The organism is Paenarthrobacter sp. 22069 (genome assembly GCF_052046035.1).
Classification (GTDB): Bacteria; Actinomycetota; Actinomycetes; order Actinomycetales; family Micrococcaceae; genus Arthrobacter.
This window is the reverse complement of the sequence record NZ_JBQEQF010000014.1, coordinates 24,141-44,004: the sequence shown is the minus strand read 5'-3', so window position 1 is coordinate 44,004 and position 19,864 is coordinate 24,141. Positions and strand designations below refer to the sequence as shown.

Genomic DNA, 19,864 nt, shown 5'->3' with positions numbered 1-19,864 from the left:
ATGCCGGCCACCCCGCGCCAGCGGCAGGTGCTCCGGTACCTGCCGGTGCTACCCGCCGTCGTACTGCTGCTTGTCTTCCTCGCCGGTCCGGTGCTGTGGGCGTTCCAGGCTTCGCTCACCAATGCCGCGCTCACGGGCCGGCACGCCAGGAATCCGGAGTGGGTGGGCCTGGAGAACTACCAGCGGCTGGCGCAGGACCCCGTTTTTCCGCTCTCCCTGGGGCTGACCGTCCTGTTCGTAGCAGGGTCGGCCATTCTGGGCCAGAATGTGCTGGGCCTGGCCCTTGCGGTCCTCATGCGCCGGGCACGTCCGGCCGTCTCGGCAACCGTGGGAACGGCCGTGGTGGCCGCGTGGGTCCTGCCGGAAATTGTGGCCGCCTTCGCTGCCTACGCCTTCTTCAGCCGGGACGGCACCTTCAACCAGCTGCTGGGCCGGTTCGGAGTGCCGGGCATTGACTGGCTTTATGCCGCGCCCATGGCCGCCGCCGTGCTCGCCAACGTCTGGCGGGGAACCGCGTTCTCCATGCTCGTCTACCGCGCCGCCCTCAACAGCGTGCCGGCCGAACTCCTCGAAGCCGCCCACATGGACGGTGCCGGCCCCTGGCAGCGGTTCGCCTTCATCACTCTTCCCGTGATCCGGGGCAGCATCGCCACCAACCTGATGCTGGTCACGCTCCAGACCCTGGCCGTCTTCACCCTGATCTGGGTCATGACGGCCGGCGGACCGGCCAACGCCAGCACCACACTGCCGGTCCTGGCCTACCAGGAAGCCTTCAAATTCGGTGACATCGGCTACGGCACGGCCGTGGCCACGGTCCTCATCATCATCGGCGCCGTGTTCGGGGCAGCCTACCTCCGGCTGCTGAGGGAGCAGAAGCCGTGACCGCGGCCGTACGGGAGCGGCGGCCCCCGTACCCCGCAGCACGCCGGAGGACAGGACGGGAACGCGGCAGCGCCTGGGCGGACCTGGTCCTAGTGCTGATTGGAGTTTGCTTCCTGCTGCCACTTCTGTGGCTGGTCCTCGGTTCCCTGGATCCGGCCGCGGGACACGCCACCAGGATCCCGGAACGTCCGGGCCTGGACAATTTCGCCGCCGTGTTCACCCCTGCGCTGCTGTTCCGGCCGCTCTGGAACAGCCTGCTGCTGTCCGCCGGGACGGGCGCGGTGACACTGGCCGCGGCCGTGCTCGCCGCCTATCCGCTGTCCCGCTACCGGTCCCGCTTCAACAACCCGTTCATGTACGGCATCCTCTTCGGCACCTGCCTGCCGGTCACCGCCATCATGGTCCCGGTCTACGGCCTGTTCGTGCAGCTCCGGCTGTTGGACTCGCCGCCTGCCACAGTTCTTTTCCTCGCCGCCACGAGTCTGCCCATGGCCATCTGGATGACCAGGAACTTCATGGACTCTGTGCCGCTGGAGGTGGAGGAAGCCGCCTGGGTGGACGGTGCCTCCAGGCTGGGCGCGCTGCGGTCCATCGTGCTGCCGCTCATGCGTCCGGGCCTGGGCGTGGTGTTCATCTTTGTGTTCATCCAGGCGTGGGGGAACTTCTTCGTCCCGTTCGTACTCCTGCTGTCCGAGGACCGCCAACCGGCGGCCGTGTCCATCTTCAGTTTCTTCGGCCAGCACGGGGCAGTGGCGTACGGCCAACTGGCCGCGTTTTCGATCCTCTATTCCATCCCGGTGCTGGCGCTTTACGTGCTGGTGGCGCGCGGGTCCGGCAACGCGATGGCCCTCGCGGGGGCTGTCAGGGGCTAATCAATGTCCTCAAGCACCACCCCGAACGGCAGGGTGTCGTCCAGGTGCGCCTGGTGGCCGCTGGGGTTGTTGACCACGCGGACACCGTGCAGTCTGTCCGCCGCCGACTGCATCAGGACCGGCCTGACGGTATCGACGAAGTGCTCGCTCTTGTCGGCGAGGTATTCCTTGTAACTGGCTGGAAGCTCGATCATGGCAAAAGAATAGACCCGCTGGTCCCGCATGGGGAGGGGTGCCCATTGCCGGGCTCCGGGCGCTGGGCTTGGATAGGATGGCGGCGGGACAGGGCCGGCCCGGTCCGCGCCAAGATCGTCACCAGGGGGAACAGTGCTTTCGACCAGCATGCCAGCGACCATCCAGCCGGCGGAGCTGGCCAGGGCACAGCAGATGGCCGCCAACATCTCACGCACCTTCGATACGAAAGTGGTGGGCCAGGCACGGCTGCGGGAGTCGCTGCTGGTGGGCCTCCTGACCGGCGGCCACATCCTGCTGGAGAGCGTACCGGGCCTGGCGAAGACCACGGCCGCCCAAACCCTCGCCGAAGCCGTCAGCGCAGGGTTCCGGCGGATCCAGTGCACGCCCGACCTGCTGCCCAGCGACATTGTGGGAACCCAGATCTACGATGCAGCGAAGGGGACCTTCCGCACCCAACTGGGTCCCGTACACGCCAATATCGTGCTGCTCGACGAGATCAACCGCTCCAGCGCCAAGACCCAGAGCGCCATGCTCGAAGCCATGCAGGAACGCCAGACCTCCATTGGCGGACAGGACTACCCCCTGCCCTCACCGTTCCTGGTCCTGGCCACCCAGAATCCCATCGAGCAGGAAGGCACCTACCAGCTGCCCGAAGCCCAGATGGACCGTTTCATGCTCAAGGATGTGCTTGATTACCCCACACCCGCCGAGGAAGCCGAAGTCATCCGCAGGATCGACGCCGGCGTCTTCACCGCCGCGCAAAGGCCGCCGGCCGCCGCGTCCCTGGAGGCCATCACGGAGATCCAGCAGCTGACGCAGCGCATCTACATCGACCCTGCGGTCATCAACTACATTGTGGGGCTGGTGTACGTTACCCGGAACGCCGCCCAGTACGTCGACGGCAGGCTCGCAGGGTTCATCGAGTTCGGTGCCAGCCCCCGTGCCAGTATCGCCTTCAGCCAGGCATCCCGCGCTGTGGCCCTGCCTGACGGCCGGGACCACGTCATTCCCGAGGACGTCAGGTCCCTGGCGCACCGGGTGTTGAGGCACCGGATCATCCTGAATTTCGACGCCGTGGCGGAGCAGGTCCCGGTGGAGACCGTGATCGACGCCATCGTCGCCGCCGTCCAGACTCCCTGAAACCCCCATGGCCAGCCTCCTCCAGCGCGTCAAGTCGAAAACCGCCATCTTCGCGCACCGCAAAGCGCGCGGCATGCTCGACGGCGAATACGGTTCGGTCTTCAGGGGGCGCAGCCTGGACTTTGACGACCTGCGAGCCTACCTACCCGGCGACGAAGTCCGCGACATCGACTGGAAGGCGTCCGCGCGCCACGGCTCACCGCTGATCAGGCGCTATGTGGCGGTCCGCCGGCAGACCGTCCTGCTCGTCACCGACACGGGGCGCAACATGGCCGCGGAGGCACGGTCCGGCGAAGTGAAAAAGGACATTGCCGTGCTGGCACTGGGGGTACTGGGCTACCTGGCCCACCGCCACGGCGACCTGGTGGGCCTGGTCTGCGGCGACGCCTCGAGCACCCATCCTCTGCCGGCCAAGGGCGGCGAGGCGCACCTGGAGCGGCTGCTGCGGCACGTGGACTCGCACACCACGCTGGACGGGGCCGCCAGCAGGATCCAGGACCAGCTCGACTACGTGGCACGCAACGTCACGGGCCGCCACCTGCTCTTCGTCGTGGCCGACGAACTGGCGGGGGACCCGGCCACCGCAAAGCTGCTGCGCAGGCTCCGTGCCCAGCACGAAGTCCTCTGGCTGACCATCCGGGACGCCCACCTCGCACCCTCCGGCGGGGCAGGGGAAGGATGGAGCCCCGACCGGGATCCGGTCACCGGCCCGGATTCCTACAGCGTGGCCGATTCCTCCCTGCTTGCCCCGCCGCCGGCCCTGTCCGCCGCGGTAGCTCATGCGTATGAAAAGGCGACCGCCGACCGGGACGCCGGACGCAGGGCCATGCTCCGCGCCGCGGGGATCACGGACGGGGAAGTGGAAAGCAGCGGGGACGTCGTCACCGCCCTTTTCGCCCTCCTGGAGAGGCACCGCCGTGCAGGATAATTCCGCGTTCTACGGCCCCCTCCACTACAGCCCGCTCTGGCTGTGGTGCGGCGTGGCCCTGCTGGCACTGGTGGCAGGCTGGTACGTGTTCGTGTTTGCCGGAACCCGCACCACCCGGCGCCGCGTGCAAGGCAGCCCGCGGTCCGCCCTGACCGACCTGCCGGCGCTTAAGGCGGCCTACCTGCAGCGCATTCAGGACGTGGACCGGGAGGCGGCGGCCGGCGCCCGCGATGCACGTTCTGCGCACCAGCAGATCAGCCTCCTGCTGCGCGCGTTCGTCCGGGACGCCACCGGGGTGGATGCCACCAGGATGACCCACCAGGACCTGGCCCGGCACCCGCTGCCGGCCGCGGCCGTCGTCGTCGAAGCACTGTACCCGGCCGAATTCGGCCCCGGGCCGCCGCCCTCCGTGACGGCATCCGCGGCCAAAGCCGCAGCGGCGGTGCGGGCATGGAGCTGATGTTCTGGTGGCTGCTGCCGGTGGCGGCGCTTGCGGCCGGAGCCGCGGTGTGGGCCGCCCTCCGTCGCGGCCACCATTCCAACAGCCGACGCCGGCCCGTGGCCCACGCCGACAGGCTCACCATGCTGCCGGAATACCAGGCTGCCCTCCGCCGGTACCGGCGCCGGCTGGCCGTGGCGGGAACAGCATGCGCGGTGCTCCTTGTTTCGGCGGCCATAGCCGCAGCGCGTCCCGTTGACGTCACCACCGTCAGCTTCGGGCAGCACAACCGCGACATCATGCTCTGCCTGGACGCGTCAGGATCCATGAGCAGCGCCGATGCCGCCGTCGTGGACGTGTTCGGGAGGCTGGCCGAAAAGTTCGACGGCGAGCGGATCGGCCTGACCATCTTTGACAGCAGTGCCATCCAGGTCTTCCCGTTGACTGACGACTATGCTTATGCCCGGGAGCAGCTCCAGACCGCCAAGGACGCCTTCGACGGAAAACCCGGAAATTCCGGGTTCCTGGACGGAACGTGGAACGGCCGGGGCTCGTCGCTGATCGGGGACGGCTTGGCATCCTGCCTCAACAGCTTTCCTCCCGGAACTGCTCCGCAACGGGCGGGGCTGCAGCGGGAGGAGCCGCAGCGCTCCCGGTCCGTGGTGCTGGCCACGGACAACTTCCTCTCCGGCAAACCGATCCTGATCCTGGACCAGGCATCCCAGCTGGCCCGGGAACGGTCCGTCCACGTCTACGCACTGAATCCGGGTGACCTGGACTACGGCGCCGGCAGTGACCAGCCGGGGGCCCAGCTGCGTGCCGCCTCCGAATCAACGGGCGGTGCCTACTTTGCACTGGACAATCCTGATGCAGTGGCCGGCATCGTAGGCGCTGTGGAGCAGACCGAAACGGCAGCGATCCAGGGGGCGCCGCGCGCCGTGTTCTCGGAGGTCCCGGGCCTGCCGCTCGCTGTTGCGCTGCTGGCCGCGCTGGTCCTGTGCCTGGCCTTCTGGCGGCTGCAGGGCCTCCGGGCACACCGGCGGGCGTGGCTGCGGCGGGGCGCCGTGGTCCTGCTGCTCCTGGCGGCGGTACTGCGGCCCGGCCTGCCCGGCGGATCCGTGCCGGCCGCAACCGCCGACCTGAACGTGTTCTTCGTGGTGGACACCACCACCAGCATGGTGGCCGAGGACTACGGCAACACCAGCCCACGGCTGGACGGCGCCCGGAAGGACATCATGGCCATCGCGGAACAGCTGCCCGGCGCCCGCTTCTCGGTGATCACCTTCGACACCACGGCGCACGTGCGGATGCCGCTCAGCACCGACACCCTGGCCCTGCAAACCATCACGGACGTCCTGGAACCGCAGGTGACGGCCTACGCGAGGGGAAGCAACATTGCGGCGGCCCGGCAGGTGCTCGCTGAGCGGCTGGCGGCCGCCCGGGACAACCAGCCCTCCCGGCCACGGCTGGTGTACTACCTGGGTGACGGCGAACAGACCAGCGGCAAGGAACCGGAAGCCATGGCATTCGACGCCGGGCTGGTGGCCGGGGGAGCGGTGCTGGGCTACGGAACGCCTACTGGCGGCCGGATGAAGGAAAACACCGGTTTGACGAAAGACACAGAGGATGGGTACGGCGGCGGGACTGGCGGTGGCGGTCCCGCCGGGCGCGGCGGAGGGTATGTCCAGGACAATCGCACCGGCAGTGCCGGCGACGCCTTGTCTGTTATCGACGAGGGACGGCTGCGCACCATAGCGGACCAGCTTGGCGTGCCGTACGTGCACCGGGACGCGGGGGGTGCCGTGTCGGACGTGATGCAGAAGGCGCATCCCGGCGCGGTGGAACGGGCCGGCAGGGACGGTTCCGTGGCTGCCGCTGCGGAGCTCTACTGGCTCCTTGCCGGCGGCGCTTTCCTGGCCGCCTTGCCGGAGGCCGCAGGCATCCTGCGGCAGTTGCGCCGCCTCCGGCCGATCCGCCACCAGGAGGCGGCACGGTGAGCGACAATGTCCGTCGGCGCCGGATGCTGGGATGGTCGGCATTGCCGGTGCTCCTGGCGTTGTGCGTTGCCGCCAAACTCCTCAGCGTGGGCGTCCTGGGCGGCCAGGCGGCGTCGGGTTTCGCCGCGGGTGACGCCCGTGCCGTGGACGCCGCTGCCGGCGGACTGGGCATCGCCAACGTTGTTGAACCGCACAAAGGCCCGTTCGCTTCCGGTGACGCCGCGGTGCTGGACGGGGACTACGGTGCTGCCAGGACCCGGTTTGGACAAGCATTGGGAATGGCCCCGGACGGTTCCCCGGACTCGTGCCTCATCCGAGTGAACCTGGTGCTCGCGATTGAACGACTCGGGGACCAGCGCCTGCAGGCCGGGGACCCGGCGTCGGCCGTCCTTTTCTTCACGGATGCGCTCGCGGCGGCGGGCAAGGCACCCGAAGCCTGTGGTTCTGTGGCACCGGATGCGGACGGCCGGCTGGCGGAGGCCAGGGACCGGCTGGAAGGAAAACTGGCTGCCGCCGGCCAGCCGGCTGGCCAGCCGGCAGCACCAGCGGAGGACTCCCCGCCGGACGGGACCCGAGACGCACGGCAAAGCCAGCTGCAGCAACTCCAGGACAGCGCGCGGGAGGCGGAGCGGGAAAGGAACAGCGGCCGGGAACGGGAGAAGTACCTGGACGGCGACGGCGGAGCGGCGCCGGGCCGCCCCTGGTAGCAGCTGGCGAAGGAAATTCTGTGGACCGGGAAAAGATCCTGTAAAACTGCGTCTTAATTCGGTCCAGACTTGTACCGGCCCCGGACAGCCGCCTAGAGTCGTACACAAGTTACCGCGGTAACGTGTCAGCGATCCTCCGTTGCGGAGGGTGTGGGTGCCCCCATGTGGGCCTGACATTTGCTCACGGACTACTTCATTCAAGGCGTAGCAGTCGCTGCGTCCCTGGTGGAGGCCCTCCGTGTTCCCCAAACTCAAATTCATTGGCGGTTTCCCTGATTATCCGTCCGGGATACGCCAATGGCCCAAAAGCCAAGGACGCAAATGTCACCACGAAGCCTTATTGACGCACACCCCAACCTCTCCGACACCGCCCCGGTGGCGCTCTCCTACGAGCTGTTTCCGCCGCGTTCGCCTGCGGCCTCCGAAACCCTGTGGACCACCATCCGGGAGCTGGAAACCACTCAGCCGGACTATGTCTCCGTGACGTACGGTGCCAGCGGATCCAACCGGGACACCGCCGTCGACCTCATCAACCGGCTCCTGCTGGAGACCACCCTGCGGCCGCTGGCCCACCTGACCTGCGTGGGAAACACTCCCCAGGAACTGGCCGCCGTTGTTGGCGAACTGCTGGACACCGGGGTGCGGGGCATCCTCGCCCTTCGGGGAGACCTTCCCAAGGACGCCAGCGCGCCGGCAGCCGGATCACTGCGGTACGCCCAGGACCTGATCGAACTCATCCGCCGCGTTGAGCAGCGTCGTTCGGCCCTGCTCTGTGCCGGAAAGATCGCAGTGGGCGTTGCGGCCTACCCCGCGAGGCACCCGGAGTCGCCCAGCGAAGAGCATGATGTTGAGGTCCTGCTGGCCAAGCAGCGCTCCGGGGCAGACTTCGCCATCACCCAGGTGTTCTTCAAGACCGAGCAGTATGCGGACCTCCTGACCCGCGCCCGCCGCGCCGGCGTGACCATTCCGATCATCCCCGGTGTCATGCCCTTGACCAGCCTCCGGCGCCTCCGCCGGCTGGGGGAATTGACCGGCGTGGAGCCGGTGCCGGAACTCATGGAACGCCTTGCCGCCGCCGACACTGACCTCGAGCGGCTGCACATCGGCGTCGACGCCACCGTCGACCTCGCCAACGCCGCCCTGGATGCCGGCGCCCCCGGCATCCACATCTACACCTTCAACGAACACCAAAGCGCGCTGGACGTCCTGGACAAGCTCGCCCTTCCGCGGCACAGCCGCAACGGCAGCCGGCGTGCGTCCAGCGCCACCCAGCTCGCCAGCTGACCAGCCGCTGGGCGAAACCGCGAACCAGGTGGGCCTGGCGCTGCGCGACGAGATCGCGGAGCTCGAGGGGGCCGGCATCAAGGTCATCCAGGTGGACGAGCCTGCCCTCCGCGAACTGCTGCCGCTGCGCAAGGCGGACCAGGCCGGCTACCTGGACTGGTCCATCGGTTCCTTCCGCCTGGCCACCGCCGGTGCCGCCGATGCCACGCAGATCCACACCCACCTCTGCTACTCCGAATTCGGCGTCATCATTGACGCGATCGACGGCCTGGACGCGGATGTGACCTCGATCGAGGCTGCCCGCTCCCGCTTGGAGGGTGTCCAGGCTCAACACCCGGTGGTTGGTTGGGTCTGTCGAAACCTTGAGAAGCGGGTGAACGGCCGGTCACATCACGTGACCGGCCGTTGCCGGCTGCCGCTTCATCCGCCACGCGCTGACTGCAAGCCACACGGCTGAGACCACGACCGCCACGATCGCCACGAGCGTCGGCACGGAGTTCGCTGCCGAAAATCCCGATTCCCCGATGATCCACCCCTGCACCAGGTAGGCGAGGCCCGACACCGCCAGCAGGTACCCGGCAATCCGGGAGACCCGGTGCGCCGCGGCCACGGCGATGCCGAGCATGACCATCGCGGCACCCAGCAGGATGCTTTGGTAGCTGCGCATGCCCCACTCCAGCCAGCGGATGCCCTCAGCCGTGGCAAAACGCGATGCCTTTTCCGGCTCCGGAGCAGCCGCCCACGCGTCGACGGCCTGTTTCAAAGCCACCCCGTCCACAGCCTGCAGGGCCGCATAGAGTGCCACCGCGGCAGCGGCTGAAAGCGCCCCGAAGCGTGTGGTCCACGCCAATCCGTGACGTTGCACCCCGCAAGCCGTGGCCATGGATATCAGCCCGGCCCCCACCAAGGCCATGCCAACGAACTGGCCCAGGTGCACCCCGGTCCAGATGCCGCTGTTGGCATAGGCGGTGAACGAAGCAACGTGGTCGTTCGCGTCGTGGGACTCCGCATGCAGCACGCCCGCCAGAATCGAGACCACTACGCCGGCGAGAAGCAACGACGACGCCAACCGCCAGGTCTTCCGCCCGCCATCAACGGTCTCCATGGCCCGCCCACCATCCTTATCTCCGGACGTCACCTATGTATGCGGGGTCCTCCGGTCTCCGGCGATGTGTGAGCCCGCGGCTCAGGACTCCCAGACAATCTCGTCGTCCACCACGCCGTCCTGGTCGGCGGATGCCACCAGGACCTCATCGGTGAAATGCTCGCCCAGGGTGAAATCCAGGACGAAGTAGCGTTCCGGCTGGCCCGGGTAGATCCCCACGTGCCCCAGCTTGAGGGCTTTCAGGAAGACATCATTAGTGAGCTGGCTGCGGTCCTGGACGCCGAAGACCTTGTGCAGGTGCTCTTCCTTGAGGGCGTTGCAGTGGAAATGAAGGTACTCCTGGGGGCTGGTGCCCTCCTGCTCCAGTTCTTCTGCAATCATTTCCCGGACTTCGTCAACGAGCTCGGGCAGGAAGCGGAGCCGGTACTCAACCTTGCGGAGCGCGGCCTCATCGAAGTGGTCGTGGGCAGTGACGTTCAGGTCGAGTTCCAGCGGGTGGCCGCGCAGCTCGTGCTTCGCGGCGAAGAGATGGTCCACGCCGTGGTTGAGCTCGATCTCCCCAAAGTGCTGGCTCGCTACCTTGTTCATAGTCTCAACATAGACCCGAAGGGCAGACCATTCCAGCGTTCGGGGCTAATTCACTGCGGTGCGCATCCCGGCGAGGGTTTCGGCCAGGAGGTCGACGAAAAGCTGCACGCGTGCCGTCTTACGGTCATTGATGAGCAGGGCGAACACGTTCCGGGCCAGCCGGATTTCCGGTACGTCCAGCACCACCACCCCCGCCGGCTTGTTCCGCAGCGCGAGTTCCGGCACCAGGGCGGCGCCCAGTCCCGCGGCGGCCATTTCCAGGCTGGCGTGGAAATCGTCGCTGTGCGCCACCACCCGCGGATGCAGGTTGCAGCCCGCGAACAGCCGTTCGATCACCATCGCGTCACTGGTGCCGGGATGATGCATTATCCACGGCATTTCGGACAGATGGTCGGCCGCCACCTTCGCGTCGGCCCGGAATCCCCAGCCGGCCGGCAGCACCACGCGGAAGTCGTCGTCACCGATCCATTGCCGGTTGATGGTGTTCGGCCAGGCGAAGCCGGTCTGGCCCACCTGGAACACCACGGCAAGGTCCAGGTCGCCGCCGGTGCGCAGCCCCTGGATGGTCTGGCCGGGCTCGGCCACCGACACCCGCAGGTCAATGCCGAGCTTCTTCCACGCCGGATTCTTCAGGATCCGCGGCAGGACATACGTGGCAAGGCTGGGAAAGATCCCCAGCCGCAGTTCCTGGCTTTCCGTGTCCTGCGTCCGTGAGGCGGCAGCCATCAGGGCCTCAATGTCCGTGAGCACCTTCGCGGCGTGCCGGGTCATGACGACGGCGGCTTCCGTGGGAATCACGGCCCGCGCCGAGCGCTTGAAGAGGGTTACGCCCGTTTCCCGCTCCAGCGCGGACATTTGCTGCGAGACGGCGGAGGCCGTGTAGCCGAGCGTCGCGGCCGCGGCGGCGAACGAGCCCAGCCGGGTGACCTCCAGGAGGGTCTTCAGGTGCACGGGGTTTACCACCAGCCCACAGTACTGCACCCATCCGTTGCCGGGACGGCACCGAATAGTCCTCTGTATACCCGGCAACAGCGGCAAATGTTCAGCAGAGGAGCATGAATGTCACCCAACCCAGCAGGAAGCGCAGGCGGACCGCGGCGCGTGGCCGTCATCGGCAGCGGCGTGGCAGGCTTAACGGCCGCCTACGTACTGAACCGCCAGGACCACGTCACCCTGTTCGAAGCGGATTCACGGCTGGGCGGTCATGCGCACACGCACGACCTGCCGCAGCCCGACGGCCGCGTCATCGGCGTCGACACCGGGTTCATCGTGCACAACGAGCGGACCTACCCCACTTTGCTGCGGCTGTTCGCCGAACTCGGCGTGGAAACCCAGGACTCGGAAATGAGCATGTCCATCCGGTGCGACGGCTGCGGACTGGAGTACGCCGGCGCCCGGGAAGGAGCCCGCGGCATCATTGCCCGGCCCTCAAGCCTGCTGCGCGGACGCTACCTCCTGATGCTGCTGGAGGTCACCCGTTTCTACCGGAAGGCGAGGGAACTGCTGAGGACCGCGCCGCCGTCGGCCGTCAGCGGTGATGTGCAGGTGCCGGAACTGACGCTTGGCGCGTTTCTCGAACGGGAAAAGTTCAGCCCCTACTTCATCTCCCACTTCATGACCCCTGTGGTAAGCGCCGTGTGGTCGTGTGACCCCACCACCGCCCTGGCCTATCCTGCACGCTACCTGTTCACGTTCCTGGGCCACCACGGCTTGCTGGGGGTCAAGGGGTCGCCGCAGTGGCGGACTGTAACCGGCGGTTCAGCCCGGTACGTGGAGAAGCTCGCGGCGACGCTGGCGGACGTCCGCCTCAACACGCCCGTGACAGCCATCCGGCGGACCCTTGACGGGGTGGAGCTCGCAACGGCCAACGGGCTGGAAGACTTCGACGCCGTCGTGATTGCCACCCATCCGGCGCAGGCCCTCGGATTCCTGGCCGACGCCACACCGGAGGAGAAGGAAGCGCTGGGCGGGATGCCCTACTCGGTGAACCACACAGTGTTCCACCAGGACCCGGCGGTCCTGCCCAGCTCGGACAACGCCAAGGCGTCCTGGAACTACCGGCTTCCGGACTGCGATGCGCGGCCGGACAAGGTCCTGGTGAGCTACGACCTGACCCGGCTCCAGCGGCTCCGGCCAGCCGACGGGCGGCCCTACCTGGTCAGCCTGGGCGAATCCGAACTTATCGCCGACGACGCCGTGCTGGAGCGGATGGTCTACGAACACCCGCAGTACACCCCCGAATCGCTCCAGGCCCAGCAGGCAATCGCTGCACTGGCCGACAACCGCATTGCCTACGCCGGCGCCTACCTTGGCTGGGGTTTCCACGAAGACGGGGCGCTCTCCGGGGTACGCGCCGCCGAAAGGCTCGGCCGCACCTGGCCGGCAGTCCACGGAGCCGACGCTGCCAGCGGCGAGGGGGAGCGGGAACTGCTGGCCCCCGAACCTGCATGATGATGCACGCCTCGATCTACCGCACGTCCATTTCACATGTACGGCGCTCCCCGCTGAAAAATGCGTTCACCTACAGGAGCTACAGCTGGTTCGTGGACTTGGACCACCTTCCGCGCCTGCCGTTCCTGCTGCGGCCGCTGGCGGTATTCCGCGCCGGGGACCACCTGGGTGACCCCGCTGCCACCCTCCGGACCAACGTGGAGCGCTATCTGCGGAGCCAGGGCATTGAGCACGACGGCGGCCCCATCCACATGCTTACCAGCGCCAGGGTTTTCGGCTATGTCTTCAACCCGCTCACCCTGTTCTGGTGCTACCGGTCCAGCGGGGAACTGCAGTGCGTGGTGGCCGAAGTCCACAACACCTACGGAGAGCGGCACTGCTATCTGCTGCGGACCGACCCCGCCGGCCGCGCCTCGGTGCCGAAGGCATTCTACGTTTCACCCTTTAACGACGTCGACGGGCAGTACCGGATGAAGCTTCCGGCGCCCGGAGACCGGCTGGCGGTGTCCATCATTTTGGAGCGGGAAGGGCACCGGCCCTTCGTCGCCACCATGGACGGCCGGCGGCACCCGGCCACCGTCCGGAACATCCTGGCAGCCGCCATCCGCGTCCCGGCCGCGCCGCTGCTGGTATCGGCCCTGATCAGGGTGCAGGGCATTAAACTCTGGGCAAGACACCTTCCCGTCGTTGCCAGGCCACACCACACCTCACAGGAGGCAGTTCAATGACAATGACTGACGACAATGGAACCGCTGCAGCCGTGGACGGGAGCGTTCCCTACACCGTGCCCCAGGCCCCCGCTGTCATCGACTCCGCAGTCTGGCCGGGGATCGCCAGCGTGCCGGACGGACTGAAGGCCGGAATCGCTGCCCGGGTTGCCGACGGCATCTTTAGGGCCGCCGTCCGGCGCCTTCCACTCGAAGTCCGCTACCCGGACGGGCAGGTCCTTGGGTCCGCTCCGGCAGGAAGCGCCGTCCCGGTCATGGCCATCCACCGCCCCGATGACTTCGCACGCCGGCTGGGTGACGGCGGGCTGATCGGCTTCGGCGAGGCCTACATGGCAGGGGACTGGGACGCCGAAAACCTCACCGCCGTCCTGGAGGTCTTCGCCGCAACGGCAGGAACCCTGGTTCCCGGGTACCTCCAGAAGCTCCGGGCCCTGTTCCTTCCCCGCCAGCCGCGCAGCGAACGCAACTCCCCTGAAAACACCCGGTCCAACATCTCCCGGCATTACGATCTGTCCAACGAACTGTTCGAGACGTTCCTTGACTCCACCATGTCGTACTCCAGCGCACTGTTTCCCACCCGCAACGGCTCGCCCGGGCACCCCACACGCGATGGCTTCGCCGCCGCCCAGCGGGCCAAGATCGACCGCCTGCTGGACAAGGCCGGCGTCGGACCCGGAACCCGGGTGCTGGAAATCGGCACCGGCTGGGGTGAGCTGGCGCTGCGCGCCGCCGCCCGCGGAGCCACCGTCTACTCGGTCACTCTGTCCAGCGAGCAGCAGGAGTTGGCGCGGAAACGCGTTGCCGACGCCGGCTACACCGACGTCGTGACCATTGACCTCAAGGACTACCGGGCCGTGGAAGGGGAGTACGACGCCGTGGTGTCCGTCGAGATGATCGAGGCAGTGGGGTACCAGTACTGGGCCACGTACTTCCAGACCATCCAGCGCGTCCTGGCCCCGGGCGGCAAGGTGGCAATCCAGGCCATCACCATCGCGCACGACCGCCTGCTCGCCACCCGCACCGGGTACACCTGGGTCCACAAGTACATCTTCCCCGGCGGTGTGATCCCCTCGGTGCGTGCCATCGAGGACATCACCGAGAAGCAGACGGGCCTGCAGGTCCGCGAACGGTTTGCCTTCGGTGAGCACTACGCCGAGACGCTGCGCCTGTGGGAGGAACGCTTCATGGAACGGCAGGACGAGGTGGCCGGGCTCGGCTTTGACGCAGTCTTCCAGCGGATGTGGCTGTTCTACCTCTGCTACTCCCGCGCGGGCTTTGCCTCCGGATACCTCGACGTGCAGCAGATCGTCCTTGACCGGAAGAAGATCCTTCCCGGTACGGGAGCCGCCAAATGACGGCGGCGCTCGTTTGCGGCGGGCCGGCCGCTTTGTAGGGCGCGGCCGGGGTGCGTTTGCTCACNTTCCGTGGGTCACCCGGAACCCCCTTTTTGCTGCCCCGGCGGAAGCCGGGGAGGGGCCCGACACGCCGTCTTTTCCACGACACGCGGGAGGCTTAATTGTGGCTAAGTACTCCACAGGATGTGGATTGCGTCCGCAAAAACACCGGGATCACGGACATTTTGAAGCCGCCTCCCTGTGGATTAACGGTGCATTAAATGACATACTTGTAATACATCATCTTGGGGTTCCAAAGAGGCGTCTGCACTACATGTAGTATCTACATACAGCTTGGGCCGGGACACCGGACCAGCCGAAGATTTCGACTAAGGGGACAGCGACCATGACCGTAACGGTTTACACGAAGCCTGCTTGTGTTCAGTGCAACGCCACCTACCGGGCGCTCGACAAGAAGGGCATCACCTACCAGAGCGTTGACATCTCCCAGGACGCCGAGGCACTCGAGCGCCTGAAGGCACTGGGCTACATGCAGGCACCCGTCGTGGTCACCGACCAGGACCACTGGTCAGGCTTCCGCCCGGACAAGATCGAGGAACTGGCGCTTTCTGCCGTTACTTCCGTCGCCTAGGAAGTCCGTTCTTCCTGCCGGCAACCAACAACCAGCTGAGGTGACATCCATCGCGGCACCAGCAGTACAGCAGGGCCATGCGGCTGAGTCGACGCACTCGGCTGCTGGACTCCACACGGCTCAGCGTGTGGAAGCCTCACCGGCCCTGCCATTCGGCGGTACGGTGCCGGCAGGGCCACCGGCGGTCATTGCCGACAGCCAGCTCATCTATTTTTCCTCCTCATCGGAGAACACCAGCCGCTTCGTGGCAAAGCTGGGCCGCGATGCGGCCCGGATTCCACTCTTTGCCAAGGACGCGCCGCTTGTCGCCGCCCGGCCCTATGTGCTGGTGGTGCCCACCTACGGCGGCACCGGGGGAGAGGGATCCGTCCCCAAACAGGTCATCAGGTTCCTGAACAACCCGCAGAACAGGCAGCTGCTCCGCGGCGTGATCGGTGCCGGCAACACGAATTTTGGCGACAACTACTGCATGGCCGGCGACATCATCGCTGCCAAATGCAGGGTTCCGCACCTCTACCGCTTCGAATTAATGGGCACGCCAGACGACGTGACCCGGGTCAACAAAGGATTGGACACGTTTTGGACACGACTGTCGCAGACACAGAAGTAACCAGGGCAGAGAAGCCCGAGATGCCGGCCGCGTACAAGGGCCTGGGCTACCACGAGCTGAATGCCATGCTGAACCTCTACGGTCCCAACGGTGAGATCCAGTTCGGCGCCGACCGCGAGGCCGCGCACCAGTACTTCCTGCAGCACGTTAACAACAACACCGTGTTCTTCCATGACCTCGAAGAGAAGCTCGACTACCTGGTGAAGAACCAGTACTACGAGCGCGAGACGCTGGACCAGTACACGATGAACTTTATCCGTGAGCTGTTCAACCGCGCCTACAAGAAGAAGTTCCGCTTCGAGACCTTCCTGGGTGCCTTCAAGTTCTACACGTCCTACACGCTGAAGACGTTCGACGGCAAGCGTTTCCTGGAGCGCTACGAGGACCGCGTGTGCATGGTTGCCCTGCACCTGGCCCGCGGCAACGAGCAGCTTGCCCTGCAGATGGTGGATGAAATCATCGACGGCCGGTTCCAGCCGGCCACCCCCACGTTCCTGAACGCGGGAAAGAAGCAGCGCGGCGAGCTGGTCTCCTGCTTCCTGCTCCGCATCGAAGACAACATGGAATCGATCGGCCGCTCCATCAACTCCGCCCTGCAGCTGTCCAAGCGCGGCGGCGGCGTGGCGTTCGCCCTGACCAACATCCGCGAGGTGGGCGCTCCCATCAAGCAGATCGAGAACCAGTCCTCCGGTGTCATCCCCGTGATGAAGCTCCTCGAAGACAGCTTCTCCTACGCCAACCAGCTCGGCGCACGCCAAGGTGCCGGTGCCGTGTACCTGCACGCCCACCACCCGGACATCTACCGGTTCCTGGACACCAAGCGCGAGAATGCGGACGAGAAGATCCGCATCAAGACCCTCTCCCTGGGCGTCGTCATCCCGGACATCACGTTCGAGCTGGCCAAGAAGGACGAGGACATGTACCTGTTCTCTCCCTACGACGTGGAACGCGTCTACGGCATGCCCTTCTCCGACGTCTCGGTCACCGAGAAGTACTACGAGATGGTGGACGATTCCCGCATCAAGAAGACCAAGATCAAGGCGCGGGAGTTCTTCCAGACCCTCGCCGAGATCCAGTTCGAATCCGGCTACCCGTACATCATGTTCGAGGACACCGTGAACCGGGCCAACCCGATCGACGGCAAGATCATCATGTCCAACCTGTGCTCTGAGATCCTCCAGGTTTCCCAGCCCACCACGTACAACGATGACCTGTCCTACGCGGACACCGGCAAGGACATTTCCTGCAACCTGGGCTCGCTGAACATCGCCAAGACCATGGATTCGCCGGACTTCGGCCTGACCATTGAGACCGCCATCCGTTCGCTGTCGGCCGTGTCGGACATGTCCAACATCACCTCGGTGCCGTCCATTGCCAAGGGCAACGACCAGAGCCACGCCATTGGCCTGGGCCAGATGAACCTGCACGGCTACCTGGCCCGTGAGCGGGTTCATTACGGCTCCGAAGAGGGCCTGGACTTCACCAACATCTACTTCTACTCGGTGGTGTACCACGCCGTTCGCGCCTCCAACCTGCTGGCCATCGAGACCGGCCAGACGTTCGGCGGCTTCGAGAAGTCCAAGTATGCGTCGGGCGAGTTCTTCGACAAGTACACGGAGCAGGAGTGGGTGCCGCAGACCGAGAAGGTCCGTGAGCTCTTCAAGAACGTCCACATCCCCACGCAGGCTGACTGGCTGGCGCTGAAGGCTTCCGTCATGGAGCACGGCATCTACAACCAGAACCTGCAGGCCGTCCCGCCCACCGGCTCGATCTCATACATCAACAACTCCACCTCCTCGATCCACCCGGTGGCGTCCAAGATCGAGATCCGCAAGGAAGGCAAGCTGGGCCGCGTGTACTACCCGGCGCCGTACCTGACGAACGACAACCTGGAGTACTACCAGGACGCGTACGAGATCGGCTACGAGAAGGTCATCGACACCTACGCCGCGGCTACCCAGCACGTGGACCAGGGCCTGTCCCTGACGCTGTTCTTCAAGGACACCGCTACCACTCGCGACATCAACAAGGCCCAGATCTACGCCTGGAAGAAGGGCATCAAGACCATCTACTACATCCGTCTCCGCCAGCTCGCGCTGGAAGGGACTGAGGTTGAGGGCTGCGTCAGCTGCATGCTGTAGTTGTAGCTTCAACTGAACTGTACTTGTACGACGGCGGGTGCCCGCCCGCCGTCGTACGCTTTAACTTAGAGAAAACCACCCAACGCATAGGGGATGACATGACCGAGAAGGTCAAGCTGCTGAGCCACGTCGAGGCCATCAACTGGAACCGGATCCAGGACGACAAGGACGTGGATGTCTGGAACCGCCTGGTCAACAACTTCTGGCTGCCGGAGAAGGTGCCGCTGTCCAACGACGTCCAGTCGTGGAACACGCTGACGCCGGCCGAGCAGCAGCTCACCATGCGCGTGTTCACCGGCCTGACCCTGCTGGACACCATCCAGGGCACTGTTGGCGCCGTCTCGCTGATTCCGGATGCGCTGACCCCGCATGAGGAAGCCGTCTACACGAACATCGCGTTTATGGAGTCGGTGCACGCCAAGAGCTACTCCTCCATCTTCTCCACCCTGGCCTCCACCAAGGAGATCGACGAGGCATTCCGCTGGTCCACGGAGAACGAGAACCTTCAGAAGAAGGCCCAGATCGTCATGGACTACTACCAGGGCGACGATCCCCTGAAGCGCAAGGTGGCCTCCACTCTGCTGGAGAGCTTCCTGTTCTACTCCGGCTTCTACCTGCCGATGTACTGGTCCTCGCGGGCCAAGCTGACGAACACGGCTGACCTGATCCGCCTGATCATCCGCGACGAGGCCGTGCACGGATACTACATCGGTTACAAGTTCCAGCGCGGCCTGGAGAAGGTTTCCGAGGAGAAGCGCCAGGAGATCAAGGACTACACATTCGAGCTGCTGTTCGAACTGTACGAAAACGAAGTGCAGTACACGCACGATCTGTACGACGGCGTGGGGCTGGCTGAGGACGTGAAGAAGTTCCTGCACTACAACGCCAACAAGGCCCTGATGAACCTGGGCTACGAGGCGATGTTCCCGGCTTCCGTCACCGACGTGAACCCGGCCATCCTTTCGGCCCTGTCGCCGAACGCTGACGAGAACCACGACTTCTTCTCCGGATCGGGTTCGTCCTACGTGATCGGCAAGGCCGTCAACACCGAAGACGAGGACTGGGACTTCTAGGCCAACCGCTTCCACAATGCTGACCAGCTCTTTAGAGCCGAAACGGCCTCGCGTGCTTAGGCGTGCGAGGCTGTTTTGTGATGCCGACAGCTGATAGCTGCACCCATGGGTCAAGTCCAGCAGGACCGGACACGCCCAACCTGGCGGTTGCGGGTGACGACCATCGGGACGTCCTCTGGCATATTGGTGCCAGCAACCAGACACCGAAAGGGCAATGATGGGCGCATGGGGTTACCTGCCGTTCGAGAACGACGACGCGCTGGACTGGCTGGACGAGCTCGAAGCCGGCGGGGCGGACGTCATCCGCAAGGCGCTGGCGAAGGCGGGCGACAGGTATGTTGAGGCACCGGACGGGGCGGTAGCTGTCGCCGCCGCGGAAGTCACCTCGGCCAGCCAGGGCAACCCACTGGGAGAACTCCCCGAGAACGTCGCTGACTGGGTGACAGCCCACGGGGCGGAAATCACCGCCGAGGACGTGGAAATGGCGCTTGAAGCGGTCGCACGGGTTGCCGGGGAGAAGTCCGAGCTGGCAGAGCTGTGGGACGACGCCGACGAACCCGAATGGCGCGAATCCCTGGACGACCTCGCAGAGAGGCTGCGGGGGTCGCTACGGTAGCGGCCCGAATTACCGGTGTGTGCTCAGCTGATCTTCGCCCCCAAAGTTGATGCCCTGCAAGAATGCCGTTTCCCCTGTGACTTGACGCCACTGGGCTATGGTCAAGAGTGGGTTGGATCTCC

20 protein-coding genes and 1 pseudogene are annotated in these 19,864 nt (G+C 65.9%); 17 read left to right on the top strand and 4 right to left on the bottom strand.

What is annotated here, in order from left to right:
- Both ACTJK0_RS12905 and ACTJK0_RS12900 read left to right on the top strand, forming a co-directional pair.
- Nucleotides 1-882: a carbohydrate ABC transporter permease gene (locus ACTJK0_RS12905; protein ID WP_110540852.1), complete on the top strand. Its 882-nt coding sequence runs from the start codon at nt 1-3 to the stop codon at nt 880-882.
- The gene (locus ACTJK0_RS12900; RefSeq protein WP_110540851.1) at nt 879-1,754 is read left to right on the top strand and encodes a carbohydrate ABC transporter permease; all 876 of its coding nucleotides are present in this window, start codon (nt 879-881) and stop codon (nt 1,752-1,754) included. Before ACTJK0_RS12905 ends, ACTJK0_RS12900 begins: the two co-directional genes overlap by 4 nt.
- Here ACTJK0_RS12900 and ACTJK0_RS12895 read toward each other — a convergent pair.
- Nucleotides 1,751-1,948: a hypothetical protein gene (locus tag ACTJK0_RS12895; protein WP_440745438.1), complete on the bottom strand. Its 198-nt coding sequence runs from the start codon at nt 1,946-1,948 to the stop codon at nt 1,751-1,753. The two genes, ACTJK0_RS12900 and ACTJK0_RS12895, sit on opposite strands and share 4 nt — an antisense overlap.
- 148 nt (nt 1,949-2,096) lie before the next feature.
- Here ACTJK0_RS12895 and ACTJK0_RS12890 point away from each other — a divergent pair, with 148 nt between their 5' ends.
- The 7 genes and pseudogenes from ACTJK0_RS12890 to ACTJK0_RS12860 form a co-directional block, all read left to right on the top strand.
- Nucleotides 2,097-3,089: an AAA family ATPase gene (locus ACTJK0_RS12890; protein WP_440745437.1), complete on the top strand. Its 993-nt coding sequence runs from the start codon at nt 2,097-2,099 to the stop codon at nt 3,087-3,089.
- 7 nt (nt 3,090-3,096) lie between these two features.
- Nucleotides 3,097-4,017 carry a DUF58 domain-containing protein gene (locus ACTJK0_RS12885; protein WP_440745436.1) on the top strand — a complete coding sequence of 307 codons (921 nt, stop codon included), beginning with the start codon at nt 3,097-3,099 and terminating at the stop codon, nt 4,015-4,017.
- A complete protein-coding gene (locus tag ACTJK0_RS12880; protein WP_110540847.1) occupies nt 4,007-4,477 on the top strand; it encodes a hypothetical protein in 471 nt (156 codons plus the stop codon). Before ACTJK0_RS12885 ends, ACTJK0_RS12880 begins: the two co-directional genes overlap by 11 nt.
- Nucleotides 4,468-6,453: a VWA domain-containing protein gene (locus ACTJK0_RS12875; protein WP_440745435.1), complete on the top strand. Its 1,986-nt coding sequence runs from the start codon at nt 4,468-4,470 to the stop codon at nt 6,451-6,453. Before ACTJK0_RS12880 ends, ACTJK0_RS12875 begins: the two co-directional genes overlap by 10 nt.
- Nucleotides 6,450-7,160 carry a hypothetical protein gene (locus ACTJK0_RS12870; protein WP_110540845.1) on the top strand — a complete coding sequence of 237 codons (711 nt, stop codon included), beginning with the start codon at nt 6,450-6,452 and terminating at the stop codon, nt 7,158-7,160. Before ACTJK0_RS12875 ends, ACTJK0_RS12870 begins: the two co-directional genes overlap by 4 nt.
- A 321-nt stretch (nt 7,161-7,481) precedes the next feature.
- Nucleotides 7,482-8,444, top strand: a complete 963-nt coding sequence (locus ACTJK0_RS12865) for a methylenetetrahydrofolate reductase (RefSeq protein WP_440745434.1) — start codon at nt 7,482-7,484, stop codon at nt 8,442-8,444.
- Nucleotides 8,443-8,766: pseudogene (locus ACTJK0_RS12860) on the top strand (5-methyltetrahydropteroyltriglutamate--homocysteine S-methyltransferase); the annotation flags it as partial. The gene ACTJK0_RS12865 and the pseudogene ACTJK0_RS12860, both read left to right, overlap by 2 nt.
- A 63-nt stretch (nt 8,767-8,829) precedes the next feature.
- Here ACTJK0_RS12860 and ACTJK0_RS12855 read toward each other — a convergent pair.
- The 3 genes from ACTJK0_RS12855 to ACTJK0_RS12845 all read right to left on the bottom strand — a co-directional run bounded on the left by ACTJK0_RS12855 (nt 8,830) and on the right by ACTJK0_RS12845 (nt 11,100).
- A complete protein-coding gene (locus ACTJK0_RS12855) occupies nt 8,830-9,549 on the bottom strand; it encodes a hypothetical protein (protein ID WP_440745433.1) in 720 nt (239 codons plus the stop codon).
- 81 nt (nt 9,550-9,630) lie between these two features.
- Complete coding sequence (locus tag ACTJK0_RS12850) at nt 9,631-10,137, bottom strand: DUF2004 domain-containing protein (protein WP_110540842.1); 507 nt, start codon at nt 10,135-10,137, stop codon at nt 9,631-9,633.
- A gap of 45 nt (nt 10,138-10,182) precedes the next feature.
- Nucleotides 10,183-11,100 carry a LysR family transcriptional regulator gene (locus ACTJK0_RS12845; protein ID WP_110540841.1) on the bottom strand — a complete coding sequence of 306 codons (918 nt, stop codon included), beginning with the start codon at nt 11,098-11,100 and terminating at the stop codon, nt 10,183-10,185.
- 96 nt (nt 11,101-11,196) lie between these two features.
- Between ACTJK0_RS12845 and ACTJK0_RS12840 the strand changes: the two genes are divergently transcribed.
- The 8 genes from ACTJK0_RS12840 (at nt 11,197) to ACTJK0_RS12805 (ending at nt 19,742) form a co-directional block, all read left to right on the top strand.
- Complete coding sequence (locus ACTJK0_RS12840) at nt 11,197-12,588, top strand: NAD(P)/FAD-dependent oxidoreductase (protein WP_440745432.1); 1,392 nt, start codon at nt 11,197-11,199, stop codon at nt 12,586-12,588.
- On the top strand, nt 12,585-13,316 hold the full coding sequence (locus ACTJK0_RS12835) for a DUF1365 domain-containing protein (RefSeq protein WP_440745431.1): 732 nt from the start codon (nt 12,585-12,587) through the stop codon (nt 13,314-13,316). Before ACTJK0_RS12840 ends, ACTJK0_RS12835 begins: the two co-directional genes overlap by 4 nt.
- On the top strand, nt 13,313-14,671 hold the full coding sequence (locus ACTJK0_RS12830; RefSeq protein WP_440745430.1) for a class I SAM-dependent methyltransferase: 1,359 nt from the start codon (nt 13,313-13,315) through the stop codon (nt 14,669-14,671). The genes ACTJK0_RS12835 and ACTJK0_RS12830 overlap by 4 nt, the downstream gene beginning before the upstream one ends.
- A 385-nt stretch (nt 14,672-15,056) precedes the next feature.
- A complete protein-coding gene (nrdH, locus tag ACTJK0_RS12825; RefSeq protein WP_043451057.1) occupies nt 15,057-15,302 on the top strand; it encodes a glutaredoxin-like protein NrdH in 246 nt (81 codons plus the stop codon).
- A 127-nt stretch (nt 15,303-15,429) separates the two neighbouring features.
- Nucleotides 15,430-15,912, top strand: coding sequence for a class Ib ribonucleoside-diphosphate reductase assembly flavoprotein NrdI (nrdI, locus tag ACTJK0_RS12820; protein ID WP_440745429.1), 483 nt, complete (start codon nt 15,430-15,432; stop codon nt 15,910-15,912).
- A gap of 20 nt (nt 15,913-15,932) precedes the next feature.
- Nucleotides 15,933-18,053, top strand: a complete 2,121-nt coding sequence (gene nrdE, locus ACTJK0_RS12815; RefSeq protein WP_110540837.1) for a class 1b ribonucleoside-diphosphate reductase subunit alpha — start codon at nt 15,933-15,935, stop codon at nt 18,051-18,053.
- 98 nt (nt 18,054-18,151) lie between these two features.
- Nucleotides 18,152-19,126, top strand: a complete 975-nt coding sequence (gene nrdF, locus ACTJK0_RS12810; RefSeq protein ID WP_110540836.1) for a class 1b ribonucleoside-diphosphate reductase subunit beta — start codon at nt 18,152-18,154, stop codon at nt 19,124-19,126.
- 217 nt (nt 19,127-19,343) lie between these two features.
- On the top strand, nt 19,344-19,742 hold the full coding sequence (locus tag ACTJK0_RS12805) for a DUF4259 domain-containing protein (RefSeq protein ID WP_181422306.1): 399 nt from the start codon (nt 19,344-19,346) through the stop codon (nt 19,740-19,742).
- Nucleotides 19,743-19,864: the final 122 nt, after the last annotated feature.